At 32.7% G+C, this 17726-nt stretch carries 13 protein-coding genes and 1 riboswitch; of the genes, 5 read left to right on the top strand and 8 right to left on the bottom strand.

Annotated elements, in window-relative coordinates; genetic code table 11:
• Window positions 1-2 precede the first annotated feature (2 nt).
• The 4 genes from KMW28_RS21720 to KMW28_RS21735 form a co-directional block, all read right to left on the bottom strand.
• Window positions 3-1424 carry an InlB B-repeat-containing protein gene (locus KMW28_RS21720; RefSeq protein ID WP_169662272.1) on the bottom strand — a complete coding sequence of 474 codons (1422 nt, stop codon included), beginning with the start codon at window positions 1422-1424 and terminating at the stop codon, window positions 3-5.
• Between the two features lie 222 nt (window positions 1425-1646).
• A complete protein-coding gene (locus KMW28_RS21725) occupies window positions 1647-2981 on the bottom strand; it encodes an InlB B-repeat-containing protein (protein WP_169662271.1) in 1335 nt (444 codons plus the stop codon).
• A 40-nt stretch (window positions 2982-3021) separates the two neighbouring features.
• Window positions 3022-3954 (bottom strand): PKD domain-containing protein, encoded by a 933-nt coding sequence (locus KMW28_RS21730; RefSeq protein ID WP_169662270.1) that lies wholly within the window; start codon window positions 3952-3954, stop codon window positions 3022-3024.
• A gap of 67 nt (window positions 3955-4021) precedes the next feature.
• Complete coding sequence (locus tag KMW28_RS21735) at window positions 4022-5377, bottom strand: InlB B-repeat-containing protein (RefSeq protein ID WP_169662269.1); 1356 nt, start codon at window positions 5375-5377, stop codon at window positions 4022-4024.
• A 104-nt stretch (window positions 5378-5481) separates the two neighbouring features.
• A riboswitch (cobalamin riboswitch) is annotated at window positions 5482-5658 on the bottom strand.
• 183 nt (window positions 5659-5841) lie between these two features.
• On the opposite strand from KMW28_RS21735, the gene KMW28_RS21740 reads away from it, so the two are divergent.
• The 3 genes from KMW28_RS21740 (at window position 5842) to KMW28_RS21750 (ending at window position 9712) form a co-directional block, all read left to right on the top strand.
• Window positions 5842-6426: a hypothetical protein gene (locus KMW28_RS21740; protein ID WP_169662268.1), complete on the top strand. Its 585-nt coding sequence runs from the start codon at window positions 5842-5844 to the stop codon at window positions 6424-6426.
• Window positions 6427-6736: 310 nt separating this feature from the next.
• Window positions 6737-8113, top strand: coding sequence for a hypothetical protein (locus KMW28_RS21745; protein ID WP_169662267.1), 1377 nt, complete (start codon window positions 6737-6739; stop codon window positions 8111-8113).
• A gap of 96 nt (window positions 8114-8209) precedes the next feature.
• Complete coding sequence (locus tag KMW28_RS21750; protein ID WP_169662266.1) at window positions 8210-9712, top strand: caspase family protein; 1503 nt, start codon at window positions 8210-8212, stop codon at window positions 9710-9712.
• 99 nt (window positions 9713-9811) lie between these two features.
• On the opposite strand, the gene KMW28_RS21755 is transcribed toward KMW28_RS21750, so the two are convergent.
• Window positions 9812-10240, bottom strand: a complete 429-nt coding sequence (locus tag KMW28_RS21755; protein ID WP_169662265.1) for a hypothetical protein — start codon at window positions 10238-10240, stop codon at window positions 9812-9814.
• A 113-nt stretch (window positions 10241-10353) separates the two neighbouring features.
• Window positions 10354-11328 (bottom strand): helix-turn-helix transcriptional regulator, encoded by a 975-nt coding sequence (locus tag KMW28_RS21760; RefSeq protein ID WP_066216423.1) that lies wholly within the window; start codon window positions 11326-11328, stop codon window positions 10354-10356.
• A 386-nt stretch (window positions 11329-11714) separates the two neighbouring features.
• Here KMW28_RS21760 and KMW28_RS21765 point away from each other — a divergent pair, with 386 nt between their 5' ends.
• On the top strand, window positions 11715-11855 hold the full coding sequence (locus tag KMW28_RS21765; protein ID WP_158297954.1) for a hypothetical protein: 141 nt from the start codon (window positions 11715-11717) through the stop codon (window positions 11853-11855).
• Between the two features lie 210 nt (window positions 11856-12065).
• Here KMW28_RS21765 and KMW28_RS21770 read toward each other — a convergent pair whose 3' ends face one another.
• Window positions 12066-13577, bottom strand: a complete 1512-nt coding sequence (locus KMW28_RS21770; RefSeq protein ID WP_169662264.1) for a carboxypeptidase-like regulatory domain-containing protein — start codon at window positions 13575-13577, stop codon at window positions 12066-12068.
• Between the two features lie 506 nt (window positions 13578-14083).
• Here KMW28_RS21770 and KMW28_RS21775 point away from each other — a divergent pair.
• Window positions 14084-14329, top strand: coding sequence for a hypothetical protein (locus tag KMW28_RS21775; protein WP_066216428.1), 246 nt, complete (start codon window positions 14084-14086; stop codon window positions 14327-14329).
• Window positions 14330-15002: 673 nt separating this feature from the next.
• Here the strand turns inward: KMW28_RS21775 and KMW28_RS21780 are convergent.
• A complete protein-coding gene (locus KMW28_RS21780) occupies window positions 15003-17498 on the bottom strand; it encodes a hypothetical protein (RefSeq protein WP_169662263.1) in 2496 nt (831 codons plus the stop codon).
• Between the last annotated feature and the right edge of the window lie 228 nt (window positions 17499-17726).

The following is a 17726-nucleotide window of genomic DNA, read 5'->3' on the forward strand; positions in this document are numbered from 1 at the left end:
TACTATTCTTCATCTATATCTTTAAAGAAACTAATGTCTTTCATACAGAAATACATAGGAGTTTTAAAATCGCCTGGAGGTGCTGTTGCAGGATCTGAGGATGACATATCAAATGTTAGCTTACTAACCACACCTAATAACGAAAGATCAACAGCTTTCCAAGTATCCAATATATCTTCTCCTTCTGCTAGAGAAACATCTATTGTCCCGGTCGGATTTCCATCTTTATCCCATCCTTTTACAGTTACTTTAAACCAATCTCCAGCTTCAAATTTCTTTGCTAACCAATCTCCTTGTTTCATACTTAAGTAACCATAAGCATTGTTGGTGAATGATATTGTATTTAATTGAACAGGATTGACGAAAACCAAGCTATCTGGATTCCAAGTTGGTCCCATCGATTTTGGTGCTTTATACATCACTAAATATTGTTCTCCATCTTCAACTTTTGCAGGGTAAGCTGCGTATTGAATGTCTAATTGATTATTAGGGTAGTGATCTGGATCTACAGTGGTTCCATCGTAGTTTGAAATGGCTGTTCCCATTTTCGTCATCATATCGATGAAATTAAGGTTACTGATTTTGATTTTCCCGTCAATGACCTTCTCATCATAGCAGTCCATTTCATCCATATTTTCGAAGTAATTGCCTCCTTTTCCCCACCAATAGGTATTTACCGATGTTAATGTACCGTCGTTTAAATCAACATAAACAATAGCTGTTTCCCATTTTGCTTTTAAATTGATGTTTTCTGTGATCTTTGTTTCAAAATCAAAAAGTTGATCTCCGTTATACCAACCTTCGAAGAGGAACTTATCTTTTGTTGGCTCTTCAGGTGGAGTAACTTTTTCATTTTCATCGATCGTTACTTGTTGTAGTTGCTCACCATTGTCAGGATCAAAAGTGATCACAAACTGATTGATCACTTCTTCATAAACAGCAATTAGTGTAAGATCTTCAGTAATTGGTGAATCGAATTTGAATGGGGTACCATCAACTGACCAATACTTAAAAATATATCCGTCTTTTAATGGATGCTGTGGTTCAACAATTTTTTCATCTTCGATGATCGTTACCACACTATCCTTTGTTTCATTATCAAATTGGAAAGTTACATTATGAGTAACTACCAATTCTTCCCACTTTGCAGTTAATGTAAAATCATTAACCACTTCCGATTTAAAATCGTAGGCCTCTTCTTCTTTTGTCCATTCGACAAATTCATGACCTGCTCTTTCTGGAGAAGTTGGTTCTTTTACCACTCCACCTTTTACAATTTCTTGTGCTTCGACTTGAGTACCTCCATTCGTTTCAAAAGTAACTTTGAAGACTTCGAGCAACTCATCGTTTTCCTTGTTACACCCTGTAAAAACGAAGAATGTAACTAATACGATTAGATTGAATAGATTCGATTGCTTGTTCATTTTATTTAGTTAAATACAATTTTATTTATTATTTAATTCTAGGTTTATTTCATATTTAAAAGATCTCCCAACCCCTAAGCACATGAAAGAGGTTGAGAGATACTACACATAAACTACCGCAAGCGAAGTGTCGTTATCGCCTGTGATATTCTACTTACTAAAAAAAGGCAGCGATTATGTTCTCATAATTTTCTAGTTTTACATGTCAGCTGCTGCCTTTTATTATTCAATTTCTAACAAAGAAATATCCGCAGCTTTCACAATTTCAGTAGATCTTTCTCCTAACCAACCTGCCATATCAGTTGTGGCAGTGTGCACTTTCACGAAATCTACAGCTACTAGATTTACTTTGTTTCCTTCCTTATCTACAGCATTATCTAAATCAAACACATCGGCCGCTTGTAGGACACCTTCTTGCTCGTACCCTTTGTTGTCGGCATAACCCCAATCGTAAGCATTGTTTGAGTAGATGCCATCTTCTTCCGTTAAATTGGAAGCCAAGCAAGTACCTTCAAATGTAATTTGGCCTTCAGTATAATAACTTGAGTTAGGGAACATCGCATGTTGATGGAAAGGCTCAACGGGTTTGAAGTCAAGTACTCCTTCTTCTGTTTCGCCAGCATACTCGCTCACATATTTAATTTCATATTCATTCTCACCTTCTTCAGGTTTGAAATAAGTGATTTTGAAATTGTGTTTTGTTTCCGGTTTATCGTATTCACTACCTTTCAATTGGTACCAAGGCTCATCATCATCGGCAATACCATTTCCATTAAGATCTTGACAAACCATTACGATTCCTGGCTCACAGCTATCACCGTAAGGTCCTGTAAATGAATTACCGTAAATCGCTAAATCGTTTCCATCATTGTTCATGATAGAGTGATCAAACTTAAATGTAACTGAACCTCCAAATGTTCCCAAAGAGATAAATTGATGTGAATCGCCAATAATGTTTTCCATAGATGGCTCTTTATCTACATAATTTACAAACTGACCTGGAGCTGGTGAAAAATCCAATACTTCTGTAATAAATGGAGTGGCATCAGGGTTTACATTGGGTTTATAAGCTTCTTTATAGTTTGCTATTAGGATAGTTTCCTTTGTTATTGGCGTGGCAAAATCAAATACTTCTTCTCCGCTCATCCAAGCCACAAAAACATAGTCATCTTTTGTTGGATCATTAGGCTCCGTGATGAAGTCGTTTTCAATTACAGTTACCACACTATCAGCAGCACCGTTATCAAATTGAAAAGTTACATTATAAGTAACCGCAATCGCTTCCCATTCGGCTATCAATGTAAAATCATTCAATACTTCTTCCTCAAAGTTATAAGGATCGTCGTTTTTAGTCCAGTTTAAGAATTCGTGTCCAGCTCTTTCAGGATCTACTGGCTTAGTAACCACTTCACCATGAGTCACTTCTTGAGTAGGTATTTGTGTACCACCATTTGTTTCAAAGCTGACGCTATGAATTGCCGGTGCTTCATCGTTTACCTGACAACTAGATAAAATGAGAAGAGATACCAAAAATTGTAAAATTCGTTGTTTAGCCATTTTAATTAGTTTTTTAAGAGATTGATTTTTATTGAGATGTTTAATTTTCTTCTTGAGGTAGTAATGAGATATCCGCCGCTTTGAATACTTCTGTTGATCGTTCGCCAATTCGACCATTAATATCAATGGTAGCCGTATAGACTTTTACAAAATCAACAGCGATTAAATCTACACTTTGTCCGTTTTTGTCTACTGCGTTACTGATATCAAAAAGGTCTGCGGATCTTAAAATACCTTCTTGTTCATAACCTTTATTGTCTGCATACCCCCAATCGTAGGCATTGTTGTAATACACTCCGTCTTCTTCTGTTACATTTGAAGCTAGAAGTGTACCCGTGAAAGAAATCTCATCTTCCTCATAAAAAGATGGAAACATAGGTTGAGGATGCCAAGGTATCACGGGTCTAAAATCGAGTTCACCTTCTTCCACCTGACCGGCATATTCTTTTTTATATTTAATGATATGAGTATCATCTTCCGCCTCAGGTTTATAGTAAGTTACTCTTACATCATGTTGTGTTTCAGTTTTATTAAATTCACTACCCTTTAATTGATACCAAGGCTCATTTTCATCAGGTACTCCGTTATGATTAAGATCTTGACAAACCATTACTATTCCTGGTTCGCTACTTCCTTCGAATGGGTTTCCGTAAATAGCCAAATCATCACCTTCTTTATTCATAATGGAATGATCAAATTTAAATGTTACTGATCCTCCAAAAGTGCCTAAGGAGATGAACATGTACGTATCTCCTACAATGTTTTCTTTAGTGTCTAAGTCGTTATCCACTTTATTTAGAAACTGACCCGGCGCTGGAGAAAAATCCAGTACTTCTGTGATGTATGCAGTGGCATCAGGATTTTCGATAGGCACATACGTATTCTCTTCCGATGTCTCATCGTTAGTAGAGTTTTGGCATGAAGCGAAAATACCTGTTGCTAAAATTAGGCTTGCAAAAATGTTCTTTTTCATAACACAAATTGAAAATGTAGGGTAAAAACAAAGTCTTTACCCTACCCAGATTAATATTTAATATGATCTAAATTGAATCACTGATTTGAGGTTGACCGTCATGTAACACTGAGATGATTTCTCCGTTTACAGTGATCGTTCTAACATACTTATTCTCCCCTACGAACCCTTCTACTAATGAAAGTTGATCTTCTGATAGATTATCATATCCACCTTCATCATTTAATATTTTAAATAAAATTTCTTCGGTACCTATTTTAGCTTTTACCGTTTCATCAAAAGATACTTTGATGACATTTCCTCTCACTACTTCGTCGAAGTATTCGATACCGTAACGCATTGGTGCTAACCATTTTAGTCCGTTGTAAGCTGGTTGCCCGTTTACCTGTTCGTTTCTTTCGTAGGCAAATCCAACTTGAGGAGACGACATGTAAATATCTTTTACCAAATCAAACACAAATGTTCTACCATCAAACTCTGGATCTCCTGCTGCAAAAACTAATGGGAAAGTAAAACATCCATAGTTAGAAGAACTGTAAAGATCTTTTGTACTATTACCTTCTTCATCAATTAGAAAAACTTCTGTTCCCCATGCCCAACCTCTACCAAGGCGGTTTAGTTGAGCTTTTACTGTAGCGTGGTCACCGTTATTCATTGCTTGAAAGTCTGCTTGAGACATTGTAGCATAATCAACAGTGGTCTCTCCTGCTCCTAATTCCCATTTAGCTACAATGGTAATATCAGCTGTAATTGGTGTATTGAAATCAAATGCAATATCACCTACATACCAACCTAAGAATTCGTATCCCACTTTTGTTGGAGTTTCTGTAGGTTCTGCTACTAATTCGTCCTCATTTACAGTAACTTGAACCAATTGATCTCCATTATCGGCATCGAAAGTAACTACAAATTGATCGATGACTTCTTCGTAAACAGCGACTAAAGTTATGTCTGAAGTGATTGGAGTTTTAAAATCAAAAGCTGCACCATCTACTGACCAAAATTGGAAAAGATATCCATCTTTAATAGGGTGTTTAGGCTCTTCTAAAGTACCATCTTCTAAAACAGTTACCACACTGTCCTCAGCTCCATTATCAAATTGAAATGTTGCTTTGTAAGTTACTTCTAACTCTTCCCAAGTGGCTTTTAATGTGATATCACTTTCTACAGCTTGCTCAAAATCGTAGTCTTCTTCATTTAAAGTCCATGATAAAAACTCATGTCCTACTTTCTCTGGCTGAGTAGGTTGTGTCACTTTTTCGCCATGAAATACTTCTTGATTTTCAATTTTGTTACCTCCATCGGTATCAAAAGATACGTTATGAACGGCTAATGTTGAATCGTCCGCAGAATTACAGCCTACAAAAAAGAATAAGGATAATACGAAATAAATCGAATTTTTAAATAGGAGTTGTTTGTTCATCTTTAATTTAGTTTTAAAAATCTAAGCGATGAACTTTCAGGAATGCAATAAATATTATACCCCATATAGAGGTAATCATATGATACTTAACTCCCGAAGTTTCATCAGTATATATTTGCTTGGTAGGTCTCCTGACTTTGCTCTTTTCTTGAATTGCCTTCTCATTAAAACAATGGCTTTTTAATTCAAGCATTATGAGCATTTACAGTTGCGGGTACAGTTCTGGTCTTTCACCAGATTCCCTTTTATTCCTTTCGGAACCAATGCACAGCAAAGGTGAGAGTTATCTTTACTAATAAAAGTGATAGGAATCATTACTAAAAAGAATTTTTGATTATCATTTTGTAATACGATTCCATACATTTTTTAAAATCTAAAAAATTTAACAAAACCTAATTATCTCAACTTTTTGACTATAAAATCACGTTAAAAAATCTAAAATAAAAATTAAAAAATATCTCATCATGAAAAAGCTAATTTATTTAATTGCTTTTTTTCTTGTTGCCAATTTTGCAAGTGCACAAACTGACAATTCGAATTTAAGTACTTCGAGCACTAAAAAAATCAACTTATTTAATGGTCTTGAAATGGGAATGTCCTTTCAAGAAGTAAATCAAACATTAGTATCAAAAATGGATGCAAAACCTATTGATAATGGGTTTTATGAGATTCAGTTTTTAGAGAAACCTGCTACAATAAAACCGGTTTATGATCATAAAGAAAGTCTTGTGAAATTGGTCATTACTATTGAAAATGAAGACATTGAAGTCATCCAAAATAACTTAAATATTATTGGTGCATCCTTCTATCAAAATCCAGATTGGACCATGATCAAAGAAAATGATGAACAATGGTTGGCTTATAAAGAAATTAAACCTGTAGTAGACAATAAAAATGAATTGACCATTTCTTGTCAAGGTATTCATAAAAACAATATTGGTCATCTATGGCATGCCCAATTAATGATTGCTCCTAGAATGGAACAACCTGCAACTTTAGATCAAGAAGTTATCGCAAAAGAAAGTGGTGCAATAAGCACTTTATTCTAAAAAAATATTTATTCTTTATCCATATTATTAGACCTGAAAGTAGATCAAAAGATCTGACTTTTAGGTCTTTTTTACTGTATAAGTATAAAAAAAAGCATTTAAACGTATATGAATACTTGTTAAGTAATACATCATAAAAAACCTTCCTCAGACCTCATAAAATACAATTTTGTCTAGTTTTAATTAAAAAGTGTCTATAAAAATTGATCTTATGTATAGTTAGATTCTAGTATATACAATTGAACATTATTAAAGTAATGAGTTAGTTAGGTGTAACAATTACGTGTATAATTGATAACACTACTGTGAAATGAATACTAATTACTTTAAACTATCTACAACTACAATCATCACAATTCTATTGTTTGTTTGTAGTCATCTTTCTGGGCAAGTTCTCACTCTAACTGGAAATACCGTTATTAACGATGTTTCTGAACTCTCTTCATATAATGAAGTAGATTTAAATGGATACCATCTCGACTTAAATTTTTCTGGTGAATTACTAAAAGATTTTAAAATTAATAGTTCTGTCCAAGGTGATACTACCAATCAGAAAGTCACAATTGGAGAGAATGTTATTGCGAATAAATTAAGCATTGCAGATGCAAATCCTGGATTTAATTTATTCTTAAATGTTTTGGGAGAAGCAAAGGTTCCTTCAATAAAGTTTAAAACGGAATTCTCCTCTTATTTAAAATTATATGTTGGCGAAAATGCTACTCTGCACAATACAGGGATTGCAGAGGTATTTTATTCTACTTTATACATTGATGGAACATTTAAAAACGACGGTAATTTAACGTCTTTGTCAGCAAATAGTATTGATATTACCATTGGTGAAACAGGAAAACTTGAGGTGCTCTCTAACGTTTTTATAGGTCAATATTCTAACATAAATATTTTTGGCGAATTTTATGTTGAAGAAGATTTAAGAGTGTATGCTTACACTATCATTGATTTTGGTGAAGATTGTGATGTAGGAAAATTGACCGTTATACAATCTATAATCTTAGACGTACATAATGATATTGATGTCTTTAAGGTGGAAGGCTGCGGTACCGTAAACCAATCTAGTTGTCAAGAGTTTGGTACTGGTGGAACCGTAAATGAAGGTCGTTTTTGCGGTGACCTTCCAGTCGAATTAGTCTACTTTAAAGGTTTTCAAGAAAATAACGATCATATTTTAATTTGGCGAACAGCAACTGAGCAAAACGCTTCTCATTTTGAAATTCAAGGTTCTTATGATAGAAACAATTGGACGACTTTAGGTAGTGTGCAAGCGAATGGCAATACCAACTTTGCCATTGATTACGAGTTTGTACAAAGAGGAGAAAAGTTTGCTTTCTACAGATTAGTACAATACGATTACAATGGAGAATATAGTATTTTCGGAAGTATAAGCATTGGAAATACAAACGAATTTACATCTAGAGTCTTTCCAAATTTAGCACATGCCAATGCGCAATTTAAATTGGAAATGTCTGGTATAAATTCAGAGCTTCCGCTCTCCTTAAATTTATTTGATCATAAAGGAAACCTTGTGTGGAACACAGAATTACCTGTTTCTTTAGGCGACAATAATCTTGTTAGTTCTTTTCAAATCGATAGACCCTTAACTTCCGGCTTATACTTATTAGTTGCTACAAACGGATCAAAAAAGGAAGTAAACAAAATTGTTATTAAATAAATTATAGAAAACATTTCACTTTAAAAACCCTTAGGAAACAATACCCTAGGGGTTTTGTTGTTTCTATAGAATAACCCAAAATGAAAACATCGCTGAATGAGATTAATTATCCTACTATCTCTATTTTCTTCCTTACTTTTTGCCCAGGAAATAAATTATCCTAAAATAGATCCTCACCAAAAGGTGGTTCTTTTTGAAGATCACTTTGACCAAAATAACTTTAATTGGGATGAACACGAATATTTACAATATGACGCTACTGAACAAAAGATTGCCAATAATCAATACCGTTTGACGTCGTATGACAAGACTACGGAAACCTATGCTATTCTTAGAAATTTTGATTTTCCAAAATATGACAATTTTGAGATTATCACTTCTATGAAATATGAGGGCCTTAATGATAAAGGAGGAAACATGTTTGTCTGGGGGTATAATTATAAAAAAGGATCTGAATATTCCTTCGGTTTTAACGGTAGAGGAGAGATGTGTGTAAGGTATACTGATAAACGAAAAAAGGAACAATTCCTTATGCCTTGGACTTTTACGGATAAAGTTAAGCAAGATGATTTCAATGAACTGAAGGTATTGAAAATGGAAAATTGGTATTACTTATTTATCAATGGCTTCTGTTTTTTTAAATTTCCATACAAAGAGTTACTCCCTTATGAAGACGCTATAGGTTGGGAAGGAAAGGGTACAGATATGTCAATAGACTATTTTATCGTAACAGGTATCAATTCATCTATTGATGAATACACCGAAAGCCTCATACATTCTACCTCTGCTTTTGATACTCCTAATAATGAAGTAGTAGTCACGAATAAATCAGCTGGTATTCTAAAATTAAAGATTGATTCTGTAGAAAATGAGTTAATCAAAGGAGAGTACTATGCACTCCTTATCGCCAATGAAAAATATGAAGATAAAGACTGGGCGAACTTAAAACACCCTATTAACGATACGAAAAAGTTAAAATCTATTCTCACCAAAAAATATCAATTCAAAGAGGAGAATATTGTATATGTAGAAAATGGGACCCGTACAGATATTCTAAAGGGCTTTAATGAAATCATTAAAAGAACGCATGAAGACGATAAGGTTTTGATTTACTATTCAGGTCATGGAATTTATGATTATAGGGCTGAAGAAGGCTTTTGGATACCATCAAATGGAGGTAGCGTTGATGATACCGAATGGATTGCCAATTCTTCATTAACCAGGAAAATAAAGTCTATATCTGCAAATCATGTTTTCTTAATATCAGATTCTTGTTTTGGTGGAAGTATATTTAAACTGAGTAGAGGAAAACTGACATCAATAGAAAAATCGGTAAAAAAATACATAGAGAAAAAAAGTAGAAAAGGCATGACAAGCGGAGCACTTGATACTGTGCCCGATAAAAGTGTCTTTGCCAATTACCTTTACGAATACTTAAAAAATAACACTAAGAAATACCTTACCACTACTTCTTTATTTAATGGGATCAGCGAAATTGTTGCTTTGAATAGTGAAAATATCCCTCAGTATTCCGTCTTACAAAATACAGGTGATGAAGGAGGTCAATTTGTATTTTATAATGCAGGAGGTTTAGATTAACCTTATAAATAAAAAAAGACGTTGCTGTATCATTTACCCACAGGAATTACACTCTAGGCTAATGATACCGCAACGTCAATAAAGAATAAAGACAAATATTTAATTATTATCATTTCGTATCGCTCTGTAGCTTACGCTATGGTCTTTTATTGCATAGGATTCGATGACATGGTAATTGTTATCTTTAAAGAATAACACTTTTACAAAGAAATAATCATTCTTTGTTTTCTCTACAGGATCTGAATAAACTCTGTAGTTTCTATTCACAGTAGAATCATTATTTACATCGTAGTAAATTTCCACTCTTGTATTCGTTAAGGAATCAACAAAAACTGTTACTTCATCTTTGTCAGTGAATTTCGTATCATCAATAAGCACGTGTATAGCACTTTCTGGTTCATCTCCATCATCATGAAGTGTGATAGATGTTGAAAGAGAGGTTAGGCTTGGTGTTAGACTATCTGTTTCGTCACTAGCACAAGAAAATAAAAAGAAGCTACTTACAATGAATAAAAAGAGATGTTTCATATTAGTTATAATAAATTGAGTACAAGCAATAAAGCCTTTTAAAAGGCATGTCGATTGGGTTCTTTACAATACAACTAAAATAATGAATAAAATGATTTAAAAATATAGAATTTCTATACTTTATTAAGAATTAAATATTTTTTCGGAGATAAACCATAATGCTTTTTGAAACTGTTTGAAAAATGTTGGGTATGTGTAAATCCAAACTTTTCGGCAATTTCTGTATTCGATAGGGAATCTTCTAATAAAACATCTCTCACTTTTTCCATTCTTCTTATGGTAAAATAGTTATAGATAGTGTGCCCAAAAACTTCATGGAAAAGTTGTTGGATTAAATGTTTTTCCACACCAGAATCTTCCACTAATTTAGCCACATCTGGCTTCTGAGAGAGGTTTTCTAAAATGCTTTCTCTAATTTTAAATAAAGCGGCAAATTCTTTATTAGTAATTCGTTTTGCACTATTCCCTGCTTCGATATCGACTTTCTTTAAGCTATTAATAAATATGTAATACAATTCTTGCATCTTTACTGATAGCACTTTTGTCTGCAATGTTGGTGAATAGTTCAATATCTCTATCAACATCAAGCGGAAAGCGTATAAATCGGGTTGTTCTTCGAAGAAGTGAAAGAACTGTTTTTTATTAAGAAAATAATGACTTGCCTGATAATTATCAATTTCATTTAAAGCTTCTTCAGAAAAGAATAATTGGATGTGTTTTAATAACTGTCCTTTTCTAACGGTACCATCAATAGCCAAATCTTTAGTACAGGTATGGAAGCCTTTCCATTTTATTTCATGTTGGTTATTCTCTTCGTTAGACTCAATCCAGATATCTGTATTAAAAAATGAAGCAACGTATTTAAAATATTCGGATTCGGAATAATCAATTTGAATGCTTAGATCTTGAAAAACTTCAATTCTATACATCATAAAATAATTGGAGGGATGTATTTTATAGAAATAGATGAATCCCTTACCAATTTCATTATCAATTTTAAGATAGTTAGGATGAATAAACTCTCCTTGAAAATAGTTTTGTAACCACTGTTTATGCTGATTGAAGTCGTGTATTTTTTTTCCTTTCATCTCAAAAAATCGATTAGAAATATCAAATAATATTCAAACATAAAAAAAACACCCTTTAAACAAAAGGTGTCTTTCCTTACAATTGCTATTTACTTGTCTATTTATCTTTATTCTCTTATCAATTTTATATCAAGTGAAGTTTGTTTGATTAGTTTTGTTTCTACATCATTTAATGTTTACATACTTAATACAACCTAAAGCTTTGCACCCCTATTTTCATTAACATCAGATAACATAAAACTGAATTTCAGACACTTACAGCCATAAAAATAAAACCTTTTAATATCATTAACAGCTACTCAGTTAGTTTAACATTGAAAATTTCATCTTTGCTAGGATAATTGTGTTATTGGCATTGTTAAACTAGTTACAATCAAAAAAACTAAATGATGATTACTAGAAAGAAAAATGAATTGTATGAAATAAAGCATGAAAATGGGAAATTCTTTCTGTATAAAAACAAGCAGCATATAAAGACTTTCCATAATGAATTGATTGCTATGGGGTATGTAAAGAATTTACACTAAGCAATTTTGATTTTAGTAATTAAGAAACAACTTTAAATAAGAAATGCTCCTTAAAAAAGGAGCATTTTTATATTCAATTGGTTGTACTTTCACACTAAGGCTAAAGGTATTTTTTGGTAATTATTTTAGTTAAATTACATTATTATAAACGTATTAGAGAAAGGTAGTGTCTACCTTTTTTACATTTATTTAATAAAAAATTTAACAATTTTAATTTACTTGCTTTCGCTTATATTCCTGTAGCTCCTTAGTAGGTTCCAAAATAGTACCTTGTCCCCAATCATATCCTTTGGAGGTTACCACCTTCTCGAATTTCACTTTCTTTGGTTGAGTAAACTCTTTGTAATCTTTATCCGTTAGATCTTTTCTTTCTATAACTAATATTTCTCTAGTGTCTTCGGAATTCGCCACTATGTTAAACCTCACTTTTACCTCGTTCATCGTTTTATCAACTAAAAAGCGTTTCCTCTTCTTTAAAATCGAGAAACTTCTTTCTACGGAAAATGACGTATGTTCTACGGCCTTCAAATACTTTAAATAGTATTTGTCTTTATCCTTTTGAAAAATCACTCTCCCTTTCTTAAATAATTCTGTATAGCCAAAGCCGAATAGGTGAATATCTCTCCCTTCTTTATCTGGTGCATATTCAAAATCTAAAGATAATATCGCATAAGTCTCGGTAGATACATACATACTGCCTTTAAATAAACCTCCATTTTTTGGAGTAAAATGTATGAGGTAAACCACATCGTCGTCGTACATCGATACACCCTTGATCTCATATTTGTATTTCCCTCTTTTGGTAATAAATTCCCAATTCTTACTATCTATATCCGCATAATCTTTAGCAGTTGAACGTATTCCTCCTTTAACATAAGAAGTCACCATCTGAAAACTCGTGCTATCTCTTCTAGGCTCATCTTCTTTGGTGATATCAGAAGAGTCCCCTCTTATTTTAGTAGATATTATACCCATTTTAAATCGATAATACACATCGTCATCCGCAAAAGTAGACTCCATGTCATCGAGTAAAAATTCAAATTTCTTAGACAGTTCATCATATGCTTTGGAAGCTGTTGATTCCTCTAAGGAAATCGCTTTATAAGGTTTTAACTTTGTGCTATCTTGATGATGAAGTAGATATAGTTGAACATCGCTGTAATCTATAAATTCATCGGGCATCATATTCATCACATTATTTAAGGTTTCCTGATCGATACCATCAAAGCTTGATTTCTTAATCGTCATTGGGTTCATAATCGCTTTATCTAGTGCGACCTTACCAAAGTGATGTACAAACATAAAATCCTCGTGAGAAGGAAGATCTTGATAATTCTTTGAGAAATTATCTTCTATCAAAGCCACAATGTCTTTTGGGGAGATGTCTTTGTCTGTTACCTCCACCTCATCTAAATTCATTACGTTTGGATGAAGTGAGATCTTAGAATTTTCTGGTAACTCTCTAATACGAACCTTAACGGGAGAGTAGCCTCCAAAATAAAAAGTTAAAGAATCGTTTTCATCAATGTTTTTGATGGAGAAAGCAAATTTCCCCTCTGAATTGGAAACGGTACCCTTTCTACTATTATTTAATATGATATTAGTATAAGGTAATGGGTCTTGGGTTTCAGCATCAACAATAACACCTTTGATTACATCTTGTCCATAAAGGGAAGTTATTGATAGTAAAGTTATTAAGATAGATTGATAAAATAGTTTCATTTTTTTCGTTTTAATTTGACATGTCAAGATACAAAATAAGACGCTTCAAAATGAAAAAAAGAGGTAATGCTTTATTAAAAATTAGAACTTATAAGTTCAGTGGCCTTTAAATCAATTATCATATGTTCAATGTTACTGATAATATAATAGAAGAGAACAAAATATTGTTTTGCTCCTTGTACTAGTAAAAAGACAAGGCTACACAGTATGACGATTAATCTTTGTTTTTCTTGTTCCATGATACAGTGGGTAATAGTTACTTCACTCAAAAAACAAGATTGAATTCTCACTCGTTCAAAAAGTAGAAGTCAAAAAAAGTTCATTTACGTAACTAAACAACCGATTGCATCATTTTTTATATAGGAAAACACTGAAAAAAAGTAAAAATGCTTATGTAAATATGAATTTGTAAATATTTATAATGAATATTCTTTGAAGTTTTAAGACTTTTTCTTTGATTTACCACACACTTACGAAATGATCTATTATTAACTGTATTTTTTACAATGTCCAAAGAACTCAAAACAATCAAACTTTTGGCTGGTATCTGCCTGAGCAATAATATCAGTCTACAAACAATTGTCCGTCAAATGGGAATTCAAGCGTCTACATTTGAAATTGAAGAAATGGTTGAACAACTATTTGCCCAAGGGTATATTTCAAATATTGAAAAAAGTCCAAAAGGCGTTTTTTGTTCAATTACATCTACAGGTACAGAAAGAGCTCAAGAGTTACTTGAGTCTGCTATCTAATAATCGCATATAAGGAAATAAAACTACCAAGTATTTAAGATCCTTGAGATGTAAAAAACTAAGAGGTTGTCACACAGTTATTTGTGACAACCTCTTTTTTATATCAAATTTTTTTCAAAACATGACATAAGTCATGTTTTAACTAAAAAAAGATCATGAAAAGTGTTGAAATATTAATTTAAATTTATAGTGTAAAAAATACATTAATTAACTTGATACCTATTTAACCTTAACCAATATACATAATCAACACAATCAGCTTAGCTTAAAAAAAACTGCTCCAATTTATTATTGAAGCAGTTTTTTGTAATAAAAGTAAAACTACTAATATACAAGTGAAAGTACACCAAATACTACAACGCTCATAATTCCTGCTAAATACAAGGTTTCTAAATACAGTTTTGCTCGTAGTTTCATCGTTTCTTTGTTAATCATCTTCATTAAGTCGTTATCGTTCCCTATTTGTTTTTCAAGTTGTTCTGTTTAGACAATTTATTATTATAGTTTGTCAATGAGAACCGTGAATTTAATATTTTTTACGGTAAAATCAAGGTATTAATACTGAACAACTTAGTAAGTAAACAACATTAAAAAGCTATACCCTATCGTTTTATAGATACTTAACACCAATAACATTGAACACTTAACGTATTTTAGTCGATGATTATCTATTTTAATTATTTTTAAAAGTTTTTACTTCATAATAAGGTTCGCCTCTTTGATCTATACCCTCCACTTCTATCAGATAGTCAGATGCTTTATCATCAGTAAAAAATTCTACTGTTCCGGTACCTATACTATCAATCTCTACATTAGGGAACCACTCTAAAGTAATTCTATGGTCGGGTTTTCTATGATCATCACTTTGGACATCATATTTAGGTGTATAGTATTCCTTGCCAACATAATAACCTGGGTGTTTAATACTGTTGATTCCATAAACGGTATAATTAGGGGATGATCCTCCGGTTTTAGACCATAATGCAATTATTCCATTTTCTGCTCCATACACATAAAGTGCTGCATCAGCAGGGCTCAATACCTCAAAATATTCAATTTCAGATGCCATCATTGATTTTAACATCACGATATCTGCAGTGAAGTTATCTAGAATCACTGGGAAGTCGTTAAAATCTGTAATGATCCCTGCCTCATCAATATCAGCTACTCCACCATTAGATCCGATACCGTATCTTCTTAACATCATTGATGCTCTAGGATTGTATTGAAGCATTTGCCAGACCGTCATGCCCTCATAATTCATAGAATCGATAATCACTTTGCTTAGAACATCTGTATGAAGTTTACCTGGACGGTCGAAAGGATCGTTTTCTGCCAACTCAGAAATTTCTACTTCATCAAGAATGATGGTTTTAGAATCGAATGCTCTATTTATCTTTTCAATATCTAAAACTTCTTTCTCATAGGCAGATAACGCATTTATGGTTTCCTCCTTAACAGTTGATGAAAATGGATAAATAATTGGTGAATCCACTCCGTATAAAGAAATATCTACGTTTTTATTTTCTGTAGTCCTGCCCTTTTTAGTATTAAATTTTTTGGCAGAAAAAACGAAATCGGTAGTATCATAAAAGACCATTCCTGTAAACATAAACTTACCAAGATCGTCTGTTACGACTTGCTCGGCATACGACCTTTCTCCATTCAAAGAAGTCATCGTAATTTCCGATACTCTTACCTTCTCCTTGTTCAATACTTTTGTAGTTCTACCCATAATAGAGATACCTCTCTCTGGTAAGAACTCCATTTTTAGGGAATCGTCCAAATGATCCAACCATACAGGTTGTTCATAACCTTGGGTCAACATCAAGTTATCTAACCAATTAGATTTTTCTAAGCTGTAATCGGCAAAATAGGATTTCGGTTGCTCTATATTACCTTTAATTTCATTTTGAAATAGCCAGCTAGATTCTAATGTTTTGGTTTTCGTATCCATGTCAATCAAGTTCTTATCAACGATACTGATGGAAGATACACCTGATATGCCTGTACTGTCGCTGTCTTTCAAATCTAATGTTACAGTGGCCTTATCTCTCTTTTTATACATTGGCTTGTCCATAGAGATGGATAAGTTTTGAGGAATGTATTTAAACGATTTACGTTCGACAATAGGTAATAAATCTTTATTCAATAAAGTGAATCTTACTACGCCATTTTTGATTCGATCTGTGGGTATTTTAATAAAGGCAGTCACATTTTTTGATGCAATGCTCCATGTATTCAATACTTCCCCTCTTTGGGACATCATCAAATGCACTCCTTCTGCCAATTGATTATCGTTGGAAATTATTTGAGCCCTCCAGATCTCAGGCTTAATATTATTGATCTTTAAAACCGTTGTTTGTGTTTCCACTTTTGGTAGATCATATTTTGTAGGATGTTGTTTGTGAAGGTCTTTATTAAGTACGGCATAGTACTTCTCGTTATTTTTTGGTGAAAGGTACAAGCTTCCCATTCCCAAATAATCACTTTTTATTTCTTGAACTTTTTCATCATTTTGATTAAAAACCGTTGCCGTAAAGTCTTGACCATATCCGGATTCGTTGAGTAATTTAAATCCAACTTTATTTGGGATGTTGGCCATCATTTTTCCCGACTCAGCAAAAAATTGCAAATCAAATTCTTGATTATAATGCTGACCATCGTTGATTTCTGATGATGAGTCGTTGACATTCTTTTCTTCAGCAACTCTTCTTTGTTCTATATCGATTTGAAAGACATTTACTTTTTGCTCGAAGAAATAATCAGTTCCATAATTTCTCATCCAATTGGTATAGGCTCTTAATAAATACTCTCCTTGAGCTAGTTCGGTACTTAATTTAATGTCTCCGTGATTGTGTTCTTTATCCAAATGAATGACTTGTTTAGAAACAATCTCACTCTTTGGGTTAATCCATTCCACATACACCGTTTTACTTAATTGTTGGGGTAGAAAACGTGATGCTTCTCTGAGGTACACTTTATAATAGATACTTTCACCAGCCATATAATAGGGCTTATCGGTATGAATATAAAGGACTTCTTTGGCTAAAAGTTTTCTTTGCTGATTGATCTTAGCTACTAATTTCTCAATTGGACTTTGTTCTGAAAAGTTCATTAAAAAAATAGAAACCACCAATAGAAAGATGAAGGTAGTTGCTTTTTTCATTGTTAATTTAATTCCTGAGTTTCCTCTATTTTAATTAGTCACACATTAAATTTATTATCTATTACAAATTTAAATAAATAATTGATTTCTAGACTATACGTTTTAATATTTCAAGAAAACATATCAAAATAGAAGGGTTGGATAAGTTCTTATATTATTGGTATTCTATTTGATTTAATAGATTTGATAAACAACCACACTACACATTGAGTTAACAGCTCAAAACAA

Origin of the sequence: Flammeovirga yaeyamensis (assembly GCF_018736045.1) — a bacterium.
Lineage (GTDB): Bacteria > Bacteroidota > Bacteroidia > Cytophagales > Flammeovirgaceae > Flammeovirga > Flammeovirga yaeyamensis.

Bases quoted from the DNA above. Each gene is read 5' to 3' on its own strand.
- KMW28_RS21755 (WP_169662265.1), bottom strand. From the start codon at position 10,240: ATGAAACATCTCTTTTTATTCATTGTAAGTAGCTTCTTTTTATTTTCT.
- KMW28_RS21775 (WP_066216428.1), top strand. From the start codon at position 14,084: ATGTCCAAAGAACTCAAAACAATCAAACTTTTGGCTGGTATCTGCCTG.
- KMW28_RS21725 (WP_169662271.1), bottom strand. From the start codon at position 2,981: ATGGCTAAACAACGAATTTTACAATTTTTGGTATCTCTTCTCATTTTA.
- KMW28_RS21735 (WP_169662269.1), bottom strand. From the start codon at position 5,377: ATGAACAAACAACTCCTATTTAAAAATTCGATTTATTTCGTATTATCC.
- KMW28_RS21745 (WP_169662267.1), top strand. From the start codon at position 6,737: ATGAATACTAATTACTTTAAACTATCTACAACTACAATCATCACAATT.
- KMW28_RS21760 (WP_066216423.1), bottom strand. From the start codon at position 11,328: ATGAAAGGAAAAAAAATACACGACTTCAATCAGCATAAACAGTGGTTA.
- KMW28_RS21730 (WP_169662270.1), bottom strand. From the start codon at position 3,954: ATGAAAAAGAACATTTTTGCAAGCCTAATTTTAGCAACAGGTATTTTC.
- KMW28_RS21740 (WP_169662268.1), top strand. From the start codon at position 5,842: ATGAAAAAGCTAATTTATTTAATTGCTTTTTTTCTTGTTGCCAATTTT.
- KMW28_RS21780 (WP_169662263.1), bottom strand. From the start codon at position 17,498: ATGAAAAAAGCAACTACCTTCATCTTTCTATTGGTGGTTTCTATTTTT.
- KMW28_RS21720 (WP_169662272.1), bottom strand. From the start codon at position 1,424: ATGAACAAGCAATCGAATCTATTCAATCTAATCGTATTAGTTACATTC.
- KMW28_RS21750 (WP_169662266.1), top strand. From the start codon at position 8,210: ATGAGATTAATTATCCTACTATCTCTATTTTCTTCCTTACTTTTTGCC.
- KMW28_RS21765 (WP_158297954.1), top strand. From the start codon at position 11,715: ATGATGATTACTAGAAAGAAAAATGAATTGTATGAAATAAAGCATGAA.
- KMW28_RS21770 (WP_169662264.1), bottom strand. From the start codon at position 13,577: ATGAAACTATTTTATCAATCTATCTTAATAACTTTACTATCAATAACT.